The sequence below is a fragment of the Streptomyces sp. NPDC003038 genome, assembly GCF_040611115.1.
Lineage (GTDB): Bacteria > Actinomycetota > Actinomycetes > Streptomycetales > Streptomycetaceae > Streptomyces.
The window spans coordinates 66868-83670 of the sequence record NZ_JBEXNN010000005.1 but is presented as its reverse complement, the minus strand read 5'-3'; the positions used below and the strand labels follow the sequence as shown (position 1 = coordinate 83670).

General features: G+C 72.7%; 15 protein-coding genes. 4 read left to right on the top strand and 11 right to left on the bottom strand.

What is annotated here, in order from left to right; all coding sequences use genetic code 11:
- Window positions 1-37 precede the first annotated feature (37 nt).
- Window positions 38-694: a hypothetical protein gene (locus ABZX75_RS08580; protein WP_355409228.1), complete on the bottom strand. Its 657-nt coding sequence runs from the start codon at window positions 692-694 to the stop codon at window positions 38-40.
- 126 nt (window positions 695-820) lie between these two features.
- Here ABZX75_RS08580 and ABZX75_RS08575 point away from each other — a divergent pair, with 126 nt between their 5' ends.
- Window positions 821-1450: a hypothetical protein gene (locus tag ABZX75_RS08575; RefSeq protein WP_355409226.1), complete on the top strand. Its 630-nt coding sequence runs from the start codon at window positions 821-823 to the stop codon at window positions 1448-1450.
- Between the two features lie 11 nt (window positions 1451-1461).
- Here the strand turns inward: ABZX75_RS08575 and ABZX75_RS08570 are convergent, their stop codons facing one another.
- From ABZX75_RS08570 to ABZX75_RS08560, 3 genes are read right to left on the bottom strand one after another with little or no spacing between them, the layout of a single operon-like run.
- Window positions 1462-2280, bottom strand: a complete 819-nt coding sequence (locus tag ABZX75_RS08570; protein WP_355409224.1) for an enoyl-CoA hydratase/isomerase family protein — start codon at window positions 2278-2280, stop codon at window positions 1462-1464.
- Window positions 2277-2813 (bottom strand): OB-fold domain-containing protein, encoded by a 537-nt coding sequence (locus ABZX75_RS08565; protein ID WP_355409222.1) that lies wholly within the window; start codon window positions 2811-2813, stop codon window positions 2277-2279. Before ABZX75_RS08565 ends, ABZX75_RS08570 begins: the two co-directional genes overlap by 4 nt.
- Before the next feature lie 13 nt (window positions 2814-2826).
- Complete coding sequence (locus tag ABZX75_RS08560; RefSeq protein WP_355409221.1) at window positions 2827-3978, bottom strand: lipid-transfer protein; 1152 nt, start codon at window positions 3976-3978, stop codon at window positions 2827-2829.
- 92 nt (window positions 3979-4070) lie between these two features.
- On the opposite strand from ABZX75_RS08560, the gene ABZX75_RS08555 reads away from it, so the two are divergent.
- Window positions 4071-5717, top strand: a complete 1647-nt coding sequence (locus ABZX75_RS08555) for a FadD3 family acyl-CoA ligase (RefSeq protein WP_355409219.1) — start codon at window positions 4071-4073, stop codon at window positions 5715-5717.
- Here ABZX75_RS08555 and ABZX75_RS08550 read toward each other — a convergent pair.
- From ABZX75_RS08550 to ABZX75_RS08540, 3 genes are all read right to left on the bottom strand, one after another.
- Window positions 5714-6541: a class I SAM-dependent methyltransferase gene (locus ABZX75_RS08550; RefSeq protein ID WP_355409217.1), complete on the bottom strand. Its 828-nt coding sequence runs from the start codon at window positions 6539-6541 to the stop codon at window positions 5714-5716. The two genes, ABZX75_RS08555 and ABZX75_RS08550, sit on opposite strands and share 4 nt — an antisense overlap.
- Window positions 6542-6776: 235 nt before the next feature.
- Entirely contained in the window at window positions 6777-6971 is a 195-nt protein-coding gene (locus tag ABZX75_RS08545) for a hypothetical protein (RefSeq protein ID WP_355409215.1), read from the bottom strand.
- Between the two features lie 183 nt (window positions 6972-7154).
- Window positions 7155-10337, bottom strand: a complete 3183-nt coding sequence (locus tag ABZX75_RS08540; protein WP_355409213.1) for a BTAD domain-containing putative transcriptional regulator — start codon at window positions 10335-10337, stop codon at window positions 7155-7157.
- Window positions 10338-10468: 131 nt separating this feature from the next.
- Between ABZX75_RS08540 and ABZX75_RS08535 the strand changes: the two genes are divergently transcribed.
- Window positions 10469-11695 (top strand): amidohydrolase family protein, encoded by a 1227-nt coding sequence (locus ABZX75_RS08535; protein WP_355409211.1) that lies wholly within the window; start codon window positions 10469-10471, stop codon window positions 11693-11695.
- A gap of 178 nt (window positions 11696-11873) precedes the next feature.
- On the opposite strand, the gene ABZX75_RS08530 is transcribed toward ABZX75_RS08535, so the two are convergent.
- Complete coding sequence (locus tag ABZX75_RS08530; protein ID WP_355409209.1) at window positions 11874-13139, bottom strand: ricin-type beta-trefoil lectin domain protein; 1266 nt, start codon at window positions 13137-13139, stop codon at window positions 11874-11876.
- A gap of 228 nt (window positions 13140-13367) precedes the next feature.
- Between ABZX75_RS08530 and ABZX75_RS08525 the strand changes: the two genes are divergently transcribed.
- Window positions 13368-14300 carry a trypsin-like peptidase domain-containing protein gene (locus tag ABZX75_RS08525; RefSeq protein ID WP_355409207.1) on the top strand — a complete coding sequence of 311 codons (933 nt, stop codon included), beginning with the start codon at window positions 13368-13370 and terminating at the stop codon, window positions 14298-14300.
- Here the strand turns inward: ABZX75_RS08525 and ABZX75_RS08520 are convergent.
- The 3 genes from ABZX75_RS08520 to ABZX75_RS08510 all read right to left on the bottom strand — a co-directional run bounded on the left by ABZX75_RS08520 (window position 14297) and on the right by ABZX75_RS08510 (window position 16782).
- Window positions 14297-14659 (bottom strand): DUF4180 domain-containing protein, encoded by a 363-nt coding sequence (locus ABZX75_RS08520; protein ID WP_355409205.1) that lies wholly within the window; start codon window positions 14657-14659, stop codon window positions 14297-14299. The two genes, ABZX75_RS08525 and ABZX75_RS08520, sit on opposite strands and share 4 nt — an antisense overlap.
- Window positions 14660-14858: 199 nt before the next feature.
- Window positions 14859-15311 (bottom strand): NUDIX domain-containing protein, encoded by a 453-nt coding sequence (locus tag ABZX75_RS08515; protein ID WP_355409203.1) that lies wholly within the window; start codon window positions 15309-15311, stop codon window positions 14859-14861.
- Between the two features lie 355 nt (window positions 15312-15666).
- Complete coding sequence (locus ABZX75_RS08510; protein WP_355409201.1) at window positions 15667-16782, bottom strand: ABC transporter permease; 1116 nt, start codon at window positions 16780-16782, stop codon at window positions 15667-15669.
- Window positions 16783-16803: the final 21 nt, after the last annotated feature.

The following is a 16803-nucleotide window of genomic DNA, read 5'->3' as shown; positions in this document are numbered from 1 at the left end:
CCGGGGCCGCCGTCACGTCCGGCACCTCACCACGGCGCTACGTACGGTCCCGAGGCGGGGCCGGCGGCCCGGGGTCGTGGGGTGGGGTGGTCGGGGGCGAGTCCGGGGATGCCGGGTAGTCAGGGTGGTTCCGGTGGTCCGGGCGGTCCGGGTGGTCCCGGTGGTCCGGATAGTCCCGGCGGTCCGGGTGGTCCCGGTGGTCCCGGTGGTCCGGATAGTCCCGGTGGTCCGGGGACTCCGGCGAGTCCGGGGCCGTGTGGCGGGCCCGGGTGCGGCGGGGGCGGCCGCGCATGACCGCCGCCGCCAGGATGAGCAGCGCGCCCGCGCCGAAGGCGCTCGCGACGCCGTCGCCGAGGCCCCGGCCGTCGCTGCCCACGGAGAGGCTGCCGGCGGCCTGGCCCTGGCGGACCATCCAGAGGACGGAGAAGCCGAGGACCACGACCCCCGCCAGTGCCATCAGCAGGCGGGACCGGAGCACGATCGCGACCAGGGCGAACAGGGCCGCGACGAGGAAGGGCAGCAGGATCGACCCCATCAGGGCCGCCTTGTGGTCGGTGATCCCGGCGCCGGTGAAGAGGTCCTGCACGCGGTAGTCGCGTCCGTGGCGGCCGTCGTACCAGGCACGGAAGGGGCTCCAGACGGCGGCCGTCGCTCCGATCAGACCCATCAGCGAGCCGAGTATGTTGCGGATCATGCGCGGCACCCTCCGAGGTAGGGGTCTTGATCCCCAAGCTACGCCGGGCTCCCGTGGGCCGCACATCCGGCAGGTCCGCCTGATAGCGTGGCCCGCCGTTGTCCAGGGGGAGGGGTTCGGGCCGTGGTGGCTGGACGTCGTATCAGGTTCACCGCGGTGGTGGTGACCGTCGTGTGCGCGCTCACCGGGTTCTCGTCGAGCGGCGGCAGCAGTGGCGGCAGCGGCAGCAGCGGGAAGAGCAAGAGCAAGAGCAGCGGCGGGGGCGGCTGCTCCAGCTCCAAGAGCAGCAAGAAGAAGACGAACTCCGGCAGGAGCGGCAGCAGCGGCAGTACGGCGACCGCAACGCCCTCGTCCAGCCCCAGCGGTGATCCGGCCACGGCCGTCGTGGTCACCTGCGTCGGTGCCAACCCGCCGGTGACCACCCTCAAGGTCATTTCGCGACTGGCCCGCAAGGCGACCTTCGAGATGGAGCTCTACCGGGAGACCGCGTCAGATGCCGTCGTCGAGGCGACCGTCGTCAAGGTCACCCTGGAGGCCCGCGAGACCCGCACGGTCGACGTCGCCCTGGAGAATCCGGCGCGCGCCGCCGAGGTCAGGACGTGCCGGATCAGCTCGATCACCGTCCTCGCCGACCCGACCTCCTCCGCCACGAGCAGCTCCACGCCGAAGGGCCCCACGCCGACAGGGTCCGGCGCCGCGTCCACGCCGACGTCCACGTCGAAGCCCAAGCCCAAGCCCGCCAAGCCCCGCTCCTAGCGACACGCCCGTCAGCGCAGCCGGAAGTCCCCGCCCGGCCGACGGGACCCGAAGAGTTCCGCCTGCCGCTGGGGCGGCAGGTTCCCCAGCGCGATCAGCGCCGGCGCCTGCGCGAGGGCCTGCTGCAGCGCCGCCTGCTTCGCCGACCACAGGGCCCGTACGGTGCCCTGTACGGCCTCCGTCGGGAAGCCGGCCAGCGTCCGCGCCGCGCGCAGGGCCGCCGCGAGCAGCTCCGTGGGCGCGGTCAGTTCGGAGACGAGGCCGATCTCGTACGCCCGCCGAGCGGAGAGCCGTTCCGCCGTGCCCATGAGGGACATCCGGGCGACCTCGCCGAACGGCATGCGCTGGGCCATGTACACGGCCTCGTAGGCGCTGACCATCCCGTACGTCGTGTGCGGGTCGAAGAAGGTGGCCGTCTCCGAGGCGATCAGGAAGTCCGCCTCGCCCAGCAGGTAGAACGCCCCGCCGCAGGCCATGCCGTTGACGGCGGCGATCACCGGCTTCCACAGGTCGCCCGCCTTGGGGCCGATCGCGACCAGCGGATCGTCCACCGAGTACGGGGAGGGGGGCTGCGGGACCTCCACGTCCCGGTCGATGCCCGTACAGAAGGCGGCCGTCCCGGCCCCCGTCACCACCACCGCCCGTACGTCCTCCTCGTACCGGAACTCCCTCCACACCGCGCTCAGCTCGGCGGCCGCCGCCAGGTCGATGGCGTTGTGCCGGTGCTCCCGGTCCAGGGTGACGACCGCGACGCCGCTCGCCTTGTCCCGCTCCACCCGCACGGTCGAGTGGACGGCTTGCACCGCTTCCACAGCCTTCACAGTTTTCACGGCTTCTCCGGGATCCAGCGCGGCACGGCCACCCCGCCCGTCTCGGTGAAGACCACCTGGACCCTCGCGCCGATGCGCAGCCGGGCCGGGTCGACGGAGTCCAGCGGTGCGTCGGCCGAGGTCACGAGATTGCCCACCAGCCGGATGTGCGGGGCGTCGGCCAGCTCCACGAGGATCACGTTGTACGGGGCTTGCGCGGCGTACGCCGGGAGCAGTGGCGGATGCGGCCGGACATAGGACCAGATGCGGCCGCGCCCGCTCATCAGGCGCCAGTCCGAGGAGAACGACCGGCAGTGGGGGCAGCAGGGGCGGGGCGGGAAGCGGAGCTTGCCGCAGGCGGGGGCGGCGCAGGCCTGGACGCGGAGTTCGCCCTGGGCGGCGTACTCCCAGAAGGGGGCGCCGTCCTCGTCGGGTACCGGGAGGAGAAGCGAATCCCCGGTGACCGGCTCCGGCCCCGGCCCCCTGCCCGGCCCCCTGCCCGGCCCCGGCTCCGGGCCCGGTTCCCTGGTGAGTGATTCCTCGGTGGTCGTCATGGCGCGGCTCTCCTCAGGTTCGAAGCAGGATCGCGGACGTCGGGACACCCTCGCCCGCCGTCACCAGGCAGGTGGAGGCGTCCGGCACCTGGGCGGTGGAGACGCCGCGCAGCTGCTTGACGCCTTCGTTGATCAGGTTGAAGCCGTGTACGTAGGCCTCGGACAGGCCGCCGCCACCGGTGTTGATCGGGAGCCGACCGCCTGTCTCCAGGGCGCCGCCCTCGGTGAAGGAACCGCCCTCGCCGCGCCCGCAGAAGCCGTAGCCCTCCAGCGAGAGCGGGATCAGGGGCGTGAAGGCGTCGTAGATCTGGGCGACGTCCACGTCCTGCGGGCCGAAGTCGGCCTGCTTCCACAGGTGGCGGGCCGCCGTCCAGGCGGGCCCGGACAGCGGGTCGTCGCTCCAGTAGTTGACCATGCCGTGGTGCTGGGCGGGCAGGCCCTGGGCGACGGAGTGCACGTAGACGGGCTTCTGGCGGCAGTCCCGGGCCCGTTCGGCGGAGACGATCACGCAGGCCAGCGCGCCGTCGGTCTCCAGGCAGTTGTCGAAGAGGCAGAGCGGCTCGCTGATCATGCGGGAGGTCATGTACATCTCGCGGGTCAGCGGGCGTTCGTACATCATCGCGGCCGGGTTCTCGTTGGCGCGGTTGCGGCAGGCCATCGCCACGTTGAAGAGGTGGTCGCGGGTGGCGCCGTACTCGTGCATGTAGCGGCGGGCCAGCATGGCGATCTCGTCGGCGGGGCGCAGCAGCCCGAAGGGGCGGGTCCACTGGCCGGGGGTGGGCAGCTGGACGGCGGTGTTCTTCCAGGGACGCGGGCCCGAGCCGCGCTTGCGCGAGCGCCACGCGACGCCGACGGTGGCCTGGCCGGTGGCCACGGCGGCCGCGAGGTGGCCGACGGTGGCGCAGGAACCGCCGCCGCCGTAGCCCACCTTGGAGAAGAAGGTGACATCGCCGGCGCCGATGGCCTTGGCCACCTCGACCTCGTCGGTCTCCTCCATGGTGTACGACGCGAAGGCGTCGACCTCGCGGGCCTCCACGCCGGCGTCGGCGAGCGCCGCCAGGATGGCGCGGCAGGCCAATTCCTTCTCCGACTCCGGCAGTTGTCTGGCAAAGGCGGTCTGGCCGATGCCGACTATCGCCGTAGCGTCCTTGAGCGTTGCCGCCATCGCCACCTCCGGGGTGCGTCAGTGCTGACAGCCGCGAAGGGTACAGCTAATCTGACGGATAGTCAGCTACGGGGTAACCGGGAGGGCGGACGATGGACGAGCGCGTGATCGGGGAAGCAGGCGGTGAAGCAGGCGAGGGCGTACGCGGGGACCTGCGCTGGGGCAGCATCGCCCGGCTCGTACGCGCGGCGGCGGCGCGGTACGCCGACCGCGAGGCCGTCGTCGACGGACGGGTCCGGATCAGCTACACCCAGCTCGGCGAGCGCGTCGAACGCGCCGCGGCGGCCTGCATCGCCGCCGGGGTCGAGCCGGGTGACCGGGTCGCCGTCTGGGCACCCAACACCCTGGAGTGGATCGTCTCCGCGCTCGGAGCCGTCTCGGCGGGCGCGGTCCTGGTCCCCCTCAACACACGTTTCAAGGGCGCCGAAGCGGCGTACGTCCTCCAGAGCAGCCGGGCCCGCCTGCTCTTCGTCACCGGCACCTTCCTCGGCACCTCCTACGTCGCCTCCCTGCGCCGCGCCACCGCCGAGGGGCCGGGCGCCGGCCCACTGCCCGGGCTTCCGCACCTGGACCAGGTCGTCGTCCTCGCCGAGGACGCCCCCCAGTCCTTCCGCACCTGGAAGGACTTCCTGGCGGGCGGCGACGGCGTACCGGCCGCGGCCGTCCGCGAGCGCGCCGAGTCCATCCCCTCCGAAGCACCCTCCGACATCATCTTCACCTCCGGCACCACCGGCAGCCCCAAGGGCGCGGTCATCACCCACGCCCAGTCCCTGCGCTGCTACGACGTGTGGAGCGAGCTCGCCGGACTGCGCGAGGGCGACCGCTACCTGATCGTGAACCCCTTCTTCCACACCTTCGGCTACAAGGCCGGCATCATCGCCTGCCTGATGCGCGGGGCCACGATGGTCCCGCAGCCCGTCTTCAACGTGGACACCGTCCTCGCCAACATCGCCGCCGAGCGGATCTCCGTACTCCCCGGGCCGCCCACCCTCCACCAGTCCCTCCTCGACCACCCCCAGCGCGACCACCACGACCTGTCCGCGCTGCGCCTGGTCGTCACCGGCGCGGCCGTCGTCCCGCTCCGGCTCGTCGAGAGGCTCCGCAGCGAGCTGCGCATCGGCGTCGTGCTCACGGCGTACGGGCTCTCCGAGGCCGGCGGCATCGTCACCATGTGCCGCAGGGGCGACCCGGCGGAGGTCATCGCCGCCACCTCGGGGCGGGCCATCCCCGGCACCGAGATACGGATCACCGGCCCCGCGGGCCGGGCCCTGCCCGCCGGGGCGGCGGGCGAGGTGTGGGTCCGCGGCCACCACGTGATGCGGGGCTACTTCGAGGACCCGGCCGAGACCGCCAGGGCCATCACACCGGAGGGCTGGCTGCGTACGGGCGACGTCGGAGTCCTCGACGCGGGCGGCAACCTCCGCATCACCGACCGCATCAAGGACATGTTCATCGTCGGCGGCTTCAACGCCTATCCGGCCGAGATCGAGCAACTCCTCGGCCTGCACCCGGACATCGCGGACGTCGCGGTCGTCGGCATCCCGGATCCGCGCCTGGGCGAGGTCGGCAAGGCGTACGCGGTCCGGCGCCCGGGCTCGACGCTCACCGCCGACGACCTGATCGCCTGGTCCCGGCGGGAGATGGCCAACTACAAGGTGCCGCGGGCGGTGGAATTCGTCACCGGCCTGCCGCGCAACGCGAGCGGCAAGGTGCTGAAGCGGGAGCTCCGGGCCCGCTAACCCCCGGCCGGGCCGCGGCGGGCCAGGACCAGGCGCCACCGGGGGCTGCTCTGTCCTCGCCCTCCGGCCTGGGCAGAGCGCACGGGGCGGCGGCCGAAGTGTTCCAGCGGCACCGTCTCCACCGTGAAACCGGCCGCTTGGAGGTCGCTGCGGACGCCGCTCAGCGGGAAGGTCCGGTAGTACATGACGAAGGGCGGCCGCCACACCGCGTTGCGCACGCGCATCGCCGCGTCGAAGCCGGTCACCGCCCACCACAGCGGCGAGGCGGGCGGGATCGGGGCGCCGATGGGGAAGGCGAAGAGCCCGCCCGCGCGCAGTGCGGAGTGGACGCCGGCGAAGAGGGCGGGCCGCTCGGACGGGAGGAAGTGGCCGAAGGCCCCGAAGCTCACCGCGAGGTCGTACGAGTCCCCGAGCGCGGGCGGAAGCGCCCGCGCGTCGGCCCGTACGAAGTCCACCGGCGGGGACGCGGACGCATGGGCCTGGCCGGGGTCCCGCCCCGGCCCGGCGTCGGGTCCGGGGCGCCGGCCGTGGACGCGCTCGGCCTCGGCCAGCATGCCCGCGCTGAGGTCCACCCCGGTCACCCGCTCCCGGCACAGCCGACGGAGCATGCCGATTGCGGCGCCGGTGCCGCAGCAGACGTCCAGCCCGGCGCCGAAGGAGCCCTCCCGCTCGGCGAGGGTCTCCTCGACCGCGTCGAGCATCCGGTCCGGGGTGCGGAAGGGCGTGTGGTCGAACTTCGGCGCGAGCAGGTCGTAGCCCCGCTCGACCGAGGTGAGGGCCTGCGCGGCGAGTTCGCGGACGCTCGGCCCGTGGCTGGTGAACACCCACCCAGCCTAGTGACCGGTCGGGGATTCGGTGGGCAGGCGCCGGGCCCGGCCGAAGTGAGCCGTGGGTGCGCCGGGTGCGCCGGACCCGTCGGGGGAGGAGCGGGCACACGCAAACGCGGCGGTCGCGGTGGCTCCCCTCCTGGCCACCGCGACCGCCGTTCCCCCGTTGCCCCCCTGCTCCCCCGTGCTCCCCCGTCCCCCGTGATTCCCCCGTGGGCCGGTGCGACCTCCGCTACGGACGCGGCGTGGACGCGTGGTTGTCCAGGGTCTGGATCTCCTCGCCCGGCACGACCGGGGTGGAGTCGAGAGGTTTGATCTCGATGCCCGACGCGTGATTGTCCAGCGGTGTGATCTCGACACCCGAGGCGTGGTTGTCCAGCGGCTTGATGTCGCCGTCGATCGGCAGGATGTTCTCGTTCGTCGTCATCGGATCTCCTGATGGATGGGTAGGACCCGTTCGGCGATTCCCCCGCGGACCGCCGAACGGGTGGTCCTCCAACCGACCTGCGTGCCCCCCGCCGCGCCGGGTCGATGTACTTATCTTGTCGGAGGGCGATAAACGAACGATGAACGCCTCGTTCATCATGTGAAGTCCCAGGCCGGATGGGGTTCAGGCGGCGATCTCCGAGGCCAGCAGCGCCCGCACCTCGGCCAGTTCGGCCGAGCTGAGCTGTGCGAAGACGGCCTCCGCGTCGCGCCAGCACGCCCGCGCCCGGTCCGTCTGGCCGAGCCGCCGCAGCGCCTTGCCGAGGACGGTCAGGACGGTGGCCCGGCGCCACTCCCCGCCGATGCCGCGCAGCGCGATGGCCTGTTCGGCGTGCGAGGCGGCCAGGGCGGGCCTGCGCGCCGCCAAGTGGGCTTCGGCGAGCCGGAAATGGGTCACGCCCTCCCACAGCGGCTGGCGGTTGTCGTGGAACAGCGACAGCGCCTCGGCGAGCTGCGTCAGGGCCTCGCCCAGCCGGCCGGCCTGGGTGAGTGCGATGCCCAGGGCGTAGCGGCCGTTCGCCAGGCGCAGGGTGAGGCCCATCCGGTCGTAGACGGCGATGCCCTGCTGGGCGAGGTCGATGGCGCTGGTCAGCCGGCCCAGCTCGACGTGGATCCGGGAGAGGTTGCACAGGGCGCTGGCCTCCCCGACGTGGTTGCCGTCCGCGCGGAAGTTCTCGATGGCCTCCAGCAGGTACCGCTCGCCGTCCGCGTGGCGGCCCTGGTAGAGGGCGATGATCCCGCGGTCGTTGGGCGCCCAGCAGCTGGGCAGCGGGTCGCCGGCCTCGCGGGCGAGCGCCATGGCCTGGCGGGCCTCGTCGTCGGCTTCGGCGAAGCGGCCTGCGACCAGGTGGACGTTGGTGAGGGTGGTACGGGCGCGGCCCTCGGACTGCGGGTCCCGGGCGGTGTGCGCGGCGTCGCGCAGGGCCACGGCGGCCGACTCGTACTGCTTGGAGTTGGCCCCGGACTCGGCGAGGTCCTTGGCCGCCCACAGCAGGTCCACGGCCCGCCGCAGGACGCGCGTACCGTCGTCGCGTACGGCGGCCTGCCGGACGCAGGCCAGCAGCGGGTCCGCCTCGGCGTACAGCCAGTCCAGGGCGGCGCGCGGCTCGGTGAAGGCCAGGCCGGGGTAGCAGGTGGCGGACAGGTGGGCGGGGAGCCGGTCGCCGGGGCGTTCCAGTGCGTAGACCCCGGAGGCGGTGGCCAGGTAGAAGTCCAGCAGCCGGTCGAGGGCGGCGTCGCGCCCGCTCTGCGGCTGCTCGTCGCGTTCCGCGCACGCACGCGCGTAGAGCCGTACGAGGTCGTGGAAGCGGTAGCGGCCGGGGGCGGCGGATTCGAGGAGGGAGCAGTCGACCAACGCTTCGAGGAGGTCCTCGGTGTCGTGTTCGGGCAGGTCGAGTACGGCGGCTGCCGCGGAGAGGGAGATGTCGGGGCCGTCGGCGAGGCCCAGCAGGCGGAAGGCGCGCTGCTGGGCGGGCTCCAGCTGGCCGTAACCCAGCTCGAAGGTGGCCTTGACGGCCAGGTCGCCGGCCTGGAGCTCGTCGAGGCGGCGGCGTTCGTCGGCGAGTTTGGCGGCGAGGACGGAGACGGTCCAGGTGCGGCGGGCGGCGAGGCGGGAGGCGGCGATGCGGATGGCGAGCGGCAGGAATCCGCAGGCGCCGACGACGTCGAGGGCGGCCTGGCGTTCCGCGCCGACCCGCTCGGCGCCCACGATCCGGGTGAACAGCTGGAGGGCCTCCTCGGGGCTCATCACGTCGAGGTCGACGAGATGGGCCCCGGCGAGGCCTGCCATGCGGACCCGGCTGGTGACGAGCGCGGCGCAGCCGGCGGTGCCGGGCAGCAGCGGGCGTACCTGGGCGGCGTCGCGGGCGTTGTCGAGGAGGACCAGGACGCGGCGGCCGTCGAGGGTGGAGCGGTAGAGCGCGGCCCGTTCGGCGGGGGAGTCGGGGATGGCGGTGTCGGGGGTGCCGAGGGCACGCAGGAAGGAGCCGAGGACGGCTTCGGGCTCGACGGGGCGGGCCTCGGTGCCCTGGAGGTCGGCGTAGAGCTGCCCGTCGGGGAAGTGCGGGCGGGCGGCGTGGGCGACGTGCACGGCGAGGGTGGTCTTGCCGACGCCGCCTATCCCGGCGAGCGCGGAGACGGCCATGACCTGGCCGTGGGCGCCGCCGGACAGGATGGCGCCGAGTTCGCCCACGAAGCTGGACCGGCCAGTGAAGTCGGGCACAGTCGCGGGGAGTTGGGCTGGCCTCACGAGGACGGGCGCGGCGGCGGGGGCCGGGTCCTCGGCGCGGGCGAGGTCGGCGTCGGCGTTCAGGATGCGCTGCTGGAGGGCGGCGAGCTCGGGACGCGGGTCGACGCCGAGCTCGTCGGCGAGGAGCCGGCGGGTGTCGGCGTAGACGGCGAGGGCCTCGGCCTGCCGGCCGCTGCGGTAGAGGGCGAGCATGAGCAGCTCGCGCAGGCGCTCGCGCAGGGGGTGGGCGGCGGTCAGGGCGGTGAGCTCCGAGACGGCCTCGGCGTGGTGGCCGACCTCCAGGTCGAGGTCGAGGCGGGTCTCCAGGAGCTGGAGGCGCCATTCGGCGAGGCGGGTGCGCTCGGTCTCCGCGTGCGGGCCGGGGACTCCTGCGAGGGGTTCGCCGTCCCACAGGTCGAGGGCGCGGGCGAGGAGCGTACGGGCGAGGGCGCGATCACCGGCGGCGCGGGCCGCCTCGGCCTCGGCGGCGAGGCGGCGGGCCACGCCGAGGTCGAGGGTGGCGGTGGAGCGCAGCCGGATGGCGTACCCGCCGGACTCGGTGACGAGGAGCCCGGGGTCGAGGACCTTGCGCAGGCGGGAGGCGTACGTCCGGATGGTGGCGAGGGCCTGCTGCGGCGGGTCTTCGCCCCAGATGGCGTCGATGAGCTCGGGCGCGGTGGCGGTGCGGCCGTCGCGCAGCAGCAGCGCGGCGAGCAGGGCGCGCTGCTGGGGAGTGCCGGAGGGCAGGGCCTCGGCTCCGCGCCAGGCGCGGATGGGGCCGAGGACGGCGAAGCGGGAATCGCCGGAGGCGGTGGTGGCGGAGCCGGTGGAGGCGGCGGTGGCGGTGGTGGCGGATGCGGTGCCCGCGGTGGCCGTGCCGGTGCGGACGGTGCGGGCGGGACCTGGGTTTGACGGACCTGCGCTTGACGGACCTGCGCTTGACGGACTTGCGCTGGTGGGACCTGCGCTTGTGTGACCTGTGCTCGTGCGACCTGTGCTTCTGGGACCTGCGCTTGTGGGGGTGAGCCGGGCTGCCTCGGGGTGGTTCCGCGGGTGCGGGATGGCCGGTATGCCGTCCATCTGTCGTCCCCCCTGCCTTCCGTCGGTTTAAGGGTCAGTCTGCCCTGTGTTGCGGTTGCACGTCAGCCCGTAACGGACCGATCGGCTCCCAAGTAGCTGACGGTTCGTCAGATCAGCGCTACGGTGGGACGATGGAGACCTTCCCGAAGATCATCTCGGTGGACGACCACACGGTTGAGCCCCCCCACGTCTGGCGGGACCGGCTCCCGTCCAAGTACCAGGACACCGGCCCACGCGTCGTCCGCGCCCCCTTGAAGGAAATGACCTTCCTCGGTGGGAAGTTCGCCCCCGTCATGGGAGCCAAGGGCGACGACGGCCCGATCGGCGACTGGTGGGTGTACGAGGACCTGCACCGGCCGCTCACCCGTCTCGACACCGCCGTCGGGTACGACCGCGACGAGATCAAACTGGAAGTCATCACCTACGAGCAGATGCGCCCGGGGTCCTTTTCGGTTCCCGACCGGCTCGCGGACATGGACGTCAACCACGTCCAGTCGGCCCTCTGCTTCCCGACCTTCCCCCGCTTCTGCGGCCAGACCTTCACCGAGGCGAAGGACCGCGAACTCGGGCTGCTCGGCGTACGGGCCTACAACGACTGGATGGTGGAGGAGTGGTGCGGCCCCGACGCGCACGGCCGCTTGATCCCCCTCACCCTCATCCCGCTCTGGGACGCCCGCCTCGCGGCGGCGGAGGTACGCCGCAACGCGGCACGGGGCGTACGCGCGGTCGCGTTCTCCGAGATACCCCCGCACCTGGGCCTTCCCTCGATCCACACCGACGACTGGGACCCCTTCCTCCAGGCGTGCGACGAGACCGGCACGGTCATCGCCATGCACATCGGCTCCTCGTCGCGCATGCCGTCGACCTCGGCGGACGCCCCGCCGGCGGTCGGCTCCACCATCACCTTCGCCAACTGCTGCTTCTCGATGGTCGACTGGCTGATGAGCGGCAAGTTCGAGCGCTTCCCCCACCTGAAGATCATGTACGCGGAGGGACAGATCGGCTGGATCCCGTACATCCTGGAACGCGCGAACGTGGTCTGGGAGGAGAACCGCGGCTGGGGCGGCGTAGCGGACAAGGTCCACCGCCCGCCGTCGGAACTCTTCGCGGAGCACGTCTTCGGCTGCTTCTTCGACGACGCCTTCGGCCTGAAGAACCTCGACGCGATCGGGGTGGGCAACGTCCTCTACGAGACGGACTACCCCCACTCGGACTCGACCTGGCCGAAGTCCCGCGAGGTCGGCGAGTCCCAGATGGGCCACCTGCCGCCGGACGTGGTGGACCGCATCGTGCGCGGCAACGCGATCGATCTGCTGGGGCTCACGGCGGAAGGGCTGTGGGCGGGACCGGGCGCCTGACCCGAGGGGGAGGGGCCGACCGCGCCCCACGGGAAGGGGCCGGGCGGGCGTGTGCCCGGCCGGCCCCTGACCTGCGTCTCGTACTACTTGGGAGCTACATGCGGCTACATGCGGTACATGCGGTACATGCGGTACATGCGGTACATGCGGTACATGCGGTACATGCAACTACGTGTGGCTACTTCGGGGTGACCCAGACCTGGGCCTTGGTCGTGTTCGGCGTGTAGAGCTGGATCGCGGTGCCGTTGGCGGTCGCGCCGCCGGTCACGTCGAGAACCTTGCCCGACGCGACGTGCACGATCTGGCCCTTCGCGTTGACGGACCACCGCTGGGCCGGCGTGCCGTTGCAGTCATAGAGCCTGATCTTGTTGCCGTTGGTGGCCGCGTTGGCCGCGTTGTCCAGGCACTTGCCCAGCGCGCGGAACGTGCCGTCCTTGCTTAGGATCCACGACTGCGCCCAGGTGCCGTTGCACGTGTAGAGCTGGATCTGCGTGCCGTTGGCCGCCTTCCCGCCCTTGACGTCCATGCACTTGCCGGCGAGCCCGCTCACCTTGCCCTGTGGGGGCAGCGCGGCGCCGGCACCGGCGGCGAGCTGGCGCCAGCCCTGTACGTCGAACTGCTGGACGAAGGTACCCGCGCGCTTGTCCTGGTAGGCGTGTTCGGGTGAGCACATGACCGGGAACTGGCCGGAGTCGGTCCCCTTGACGCAGTCGCTCCTGTTCAGGCTGCGGTTGGCGTGCGCCAGGCCCAGCGTGTGTCCGAGCTCGTGGCTGATGTGGTTGCGCATGTGCGTCTCGCCCATGGCGGCGGTCGGCTTGCCGTCCGAGGTGAAGAACTCACTGTCGATGTAAGCGTGTCCGCTGGTCACGGTCTCGGCCACGGAAGAGCTGGTGAAGCCACAACTGATGTTCGCGCGGCCCGACCCGTCGCGGACCACCTTCCATCCCGTGTCGCCCATGATGCCGCCTTCGGCCGGCGGGACGCATGGGCGGTGCAGGACCCCGAGGACCACTTCGCCCTTGGGCCTGGCGTAGTCCCAGCCGACCGGCTTCGTGTCGACGGTGACCGGCAGGTTCGTGATGCGCCGCAAGTCGGCGGCGGAAGCCTGCACGTACGGGGCCAGCCAGTCCGCGGACTTCTGATCGTAGAACTTGATCGTGTAGCCGGTCTGCAGCCACTTGGTCGCACCGACCAGCTTCCACCCATCGCCCTGGGGCGGTGCGGCCGCGGCCAACCTCGCCGCGGGCCGGGGCGCCTCCGCGCCGAGCGACATGACGCCGTCCTTGAAGACCGGGCTGTCGCTGCTGTAGGTGGAGTCGTCCGTGTGGGCGTCGTGCTCCTCTACGGCCGCCGGCGCCGAAGCCGAGGTCACGGCCTCCGGCTCCGCGGTCTCGGTTCCGAACGCACTGGCCGAGAGCTGCACACTGCCCGCGATCGCCGCCACGGCACACACCGCGACGATGGATATTCGACGCTTACCCGCAAATTTCAAGTCCCCGTTGCCCTCTCATCAAGAATCACTTCCCGATCCCCCCGCGTCACCCCCTCGGGCCGCCGGGAGTCGAACAGATGATAGGGGAGAGAACTGACAGCGCAGCGCGGCACTCGGCCCCGCTTGCACCCCGGCGCGCCCCCAAGGCATGCTTCGCCAGGGCAAAGTAGGAGGATCATCATGCCGGTGGACAAGCGGACTCTGGCGACGGTGGTGCTCTGTGCCGCCGCGGCGCTGGGGGCGTCTGCGGCGATGGCCAAGTTCGCGCCACCGCCCGAAGGGACCCCGGCCGTGCGGGCGAAGGCGGGACCTACGGCGCCGGCGACGACGCCGTCGCGATCGCAAGCGGCGAAGCCGCAGCTCTCCAACCCGCCCGGGACCACGCTGCCGCCGCCCGTCACCCCCCGGCCCGGCGGCCCGGCCGCCTTCACCGGCGCGCTCTTCACGGGCGGCTTGGACGGGGACCACTTCTGCACCGCGACCGTGGTGCGCAGCCCGGGCCGGAACCTGATCGTCACCGCCGGGCACTGCCTGCTCGACGGAGAACAGCCCGACGGGGAAGCGGTGTTCGCGCCCGCATACGCCAACGGCTTCGCGCCGTACGGAACATGGAAGCTTGAAGAGGTCTTCGAGGACGACCGCTGGTCCGAGGGCACGGACGACGCCTACGACCTAGCCTTCGCCCGTCTCGCCCCGGACGCGAACGGCCGCGCCATCGAGGACGTGACCGGTGCGGCCGTGCTCGACACCAGCGGGCGCGGGGGCGAGGAGGTCACCGTGACCGGCTATCCGGCCGACCGCAAGGTGCCCCGTACCTGCACGGCGGTCGCGGTCCGCGAGAGCGCGACGCAGCAGCGCTTCGACTGCGCGGACTTCCCGGGCGGCACGAGCGGCAGCGCGTGGATCGCCCGGGACGGGAAGATCATCGGCATCCTCACCGGCGGCGACACCGACGACGTCTCGACCAGCACGGTCCTCGGCGACTACGCGGCCTCGCTGTACGCGAAGGCCACGGCCGCAACTCGGGCCGCCGGCGCGGGTTCGGCGGCGGGGGCAGGCTCGGCGGCGGGCGCGGGCCCGACACCCGCCCCGGCCGACCAGCGCCTCGGCTAGCCCTTCAGCCGTTCCCGCAGTTCTTCGACATCGGCGAGGAACCACGTCTGCCGCCCCCGGTTGCACTCACGGACGAAGTCCCGGAGCGCCGAACTGGCCTGCGTGTAGGGCGTGATGTCGCCGAGAACGACGAGCCCCACCCGGTAGTTGGCGAACTTCTGGATGATGTCGCCGGCGACGCGGGTGCGCAGCCGGAAGAAGGCCTCGTCGAGCCGCCCGGTGGGGATGACGACCCACTGGACGCCCTGGTACATGGCGTTGCCCACCAGATCCGTGACGTCGCGATCGCCGCCGATCACCTCGCCCTCGGCGGCGCACATCAGGACGGGCACGTCGTGGATCGTCTGCGGGGTGCTCATGGAGGTCGAGGCTAGTTCCGAACGCGGACGGGGGCGACGCGATTTTCCGGGCGGTGGCGGTGTCGCTTCGCTTCGGTGCTCGGCGCCCTTCTCGCTGTCCGGCCGTACATGCAGGACGGGCCGGTGGGACGGGCCGGTGGGACGGGCGGTGCGTCGGGGGTGGCTGCGGCCCGGCTGGCCGGCCAGCCGGGCCTTGAGCTCAGGCGAGGAGTCCGAGGTGCACCGGCTCGGCCTGGGCGTTCGCCGTGAGGTCCGCCAGGAGGTCCGGCAGGCGCGGCGGCCACAGCGGTTCGCCGAGAGCGGCCAGCCGCTGCGGGGAGAGCCACTGCCAGTGGATGCCGGGCTCTTCCAGGACGGGTTCGCGGCGGGGGCCGGTGGTGACGTAGATGTGCTCGTGCTGGCGGACGGGGACGCCCTGGTGGGTGAAGTCGTGTTCCCACGTGCAGAGCAGCCGGCCGGGCTCGACGTCGGTCCAGCCGGTCTCCTCGCGCAGCTCGCGCCGTACGCAGTCCTCGGGGCTCTCGCCGGGGTCTATGCCGCCGCCGGGGGGTAGCCAGTGGATGCCGACCTCTACGTTGTTCTCGCGGAAGAGGAACACCGATCCGGTGGGGGAGACGATGACAACGCGGGCGGCGTGGCGTGGAGTTCGCATCAGCTCAGCGTACGTCCGGGGCGGCGGCAGGTGGAGGCCCGGGCCCGGCCTCCTCCCGGGCTCGGCCCGCGCCTCAATCGCCGGCGGGGCCGAGCTGGTCGGGTGCGGGCGCGGGGTCGGCCGCGGGCTGGGCTGCGCCCGGGGTTTCGGGGCTCTGCCCCGCACCCCGCGCCTCAGTCGTCGGCGGGGCTGGGTTTGGCCTGCCGGGACGGTGGGTTGGCTGGGCCTGGGCCCGGGGTGGGGCCGCGCCCGCCCCGGGCCCGCGCCCGCCCCGGGCCCGCGCCCGCCCCGGGCCCGCGCCCGCCCCGGGCCCGCGCCCGCCCCGGGCCCGCGCCCGCCCCGCGCCCCCAGCGCGCTACGCCGAGGACAGGGCCAGCGTCGGGGAGAGGCGGGCCGCGCGGATGGCCGGGTAGAGGCCCGCCAGGGTGCCGATGGCCAGGGTGGCGGTGAAGCCGCCGGTCACCGACCAGAGGGGGACCACCCAGGGGAGATCGCCGGCGCGGGCGTAGACCGCGGTGGCCGCGCCGCCGAGGACGATGCCCGCCAGGCCGCCCAGGCCGGACAGGAGCAGCGACTCCGTCACGAACTGGATCCGGATCTGGCCCTTCGTCCCGCCCAGCGAGCGGCGCAGGCCGATCTCGTGGCGTCGTTCCAGCACCGAGATGATCATGGTGTTGGCCACGCCGACCCCGCCCACCAGCAGCGCGATCCCGCCCAGCCCGAGCAGCAGGGTGCTGAAGGCTCCCTCCGTCGCCGCCTTCGCCTGGAGCGCCGCCGACGGGTCGGTCACCGATACCGTGCTCGGCGACTGCGGATTGGCGGTGTGCGGGATCAGGCCGCGGACCTCCGGGACGCGGTCGTCCGCCGACCGCTCGTACACCGCCGTCGGGTGGCCGTCGAAGCCCAGCAGTCGCTCGGCCACGTCCCAGCCGATCAGCGCGGAGCGCTCGATCTCCGGGGCCAGCGGGATCGGCTTCAGGATGCCGATCACCGTGAAGTACCGGCCGCCGATGAAGACCTGCCCGCCCGGTTCGGTGATGCCGAGTCGGCGCGCCGAGACGTGGCCGAGCACCACGGCCGGGTAGCGGCCGGTGGCTTCGTTCAGCCAGGTGCCGTCGGCCATCTCCGCACGCAGGGTGCCCAGCAGGTCGTCCTTGGCCGCCTTCAGCGCGATTCCGCCGGTCTCCTCCTTCGGGATGTTCTCCGACCGGCGTACGGATTCGGCCACGTCCCCGGTGGTGCCGACCGACCGGACCCCCTTGATCCGGGAGATCATGCCCGGCGAGTCCTTGGGCAGCTTGGTGTCCTGGCCGTTGAACATCCCCTGCCCGGGCGTCGCGACCAGCATGTTCGTGCCGAGCTTGTCGAGCTCGCGCAGCAGTTTGGCCTGGCTGGAGGAGGAGATTCCGACCACCGCGATCATCGTCGCGATACCGATGGCGATGCCGAGCGCGGAGAGGAAGACCCGCATGGGGCGCGAGCGCAGGCCGGC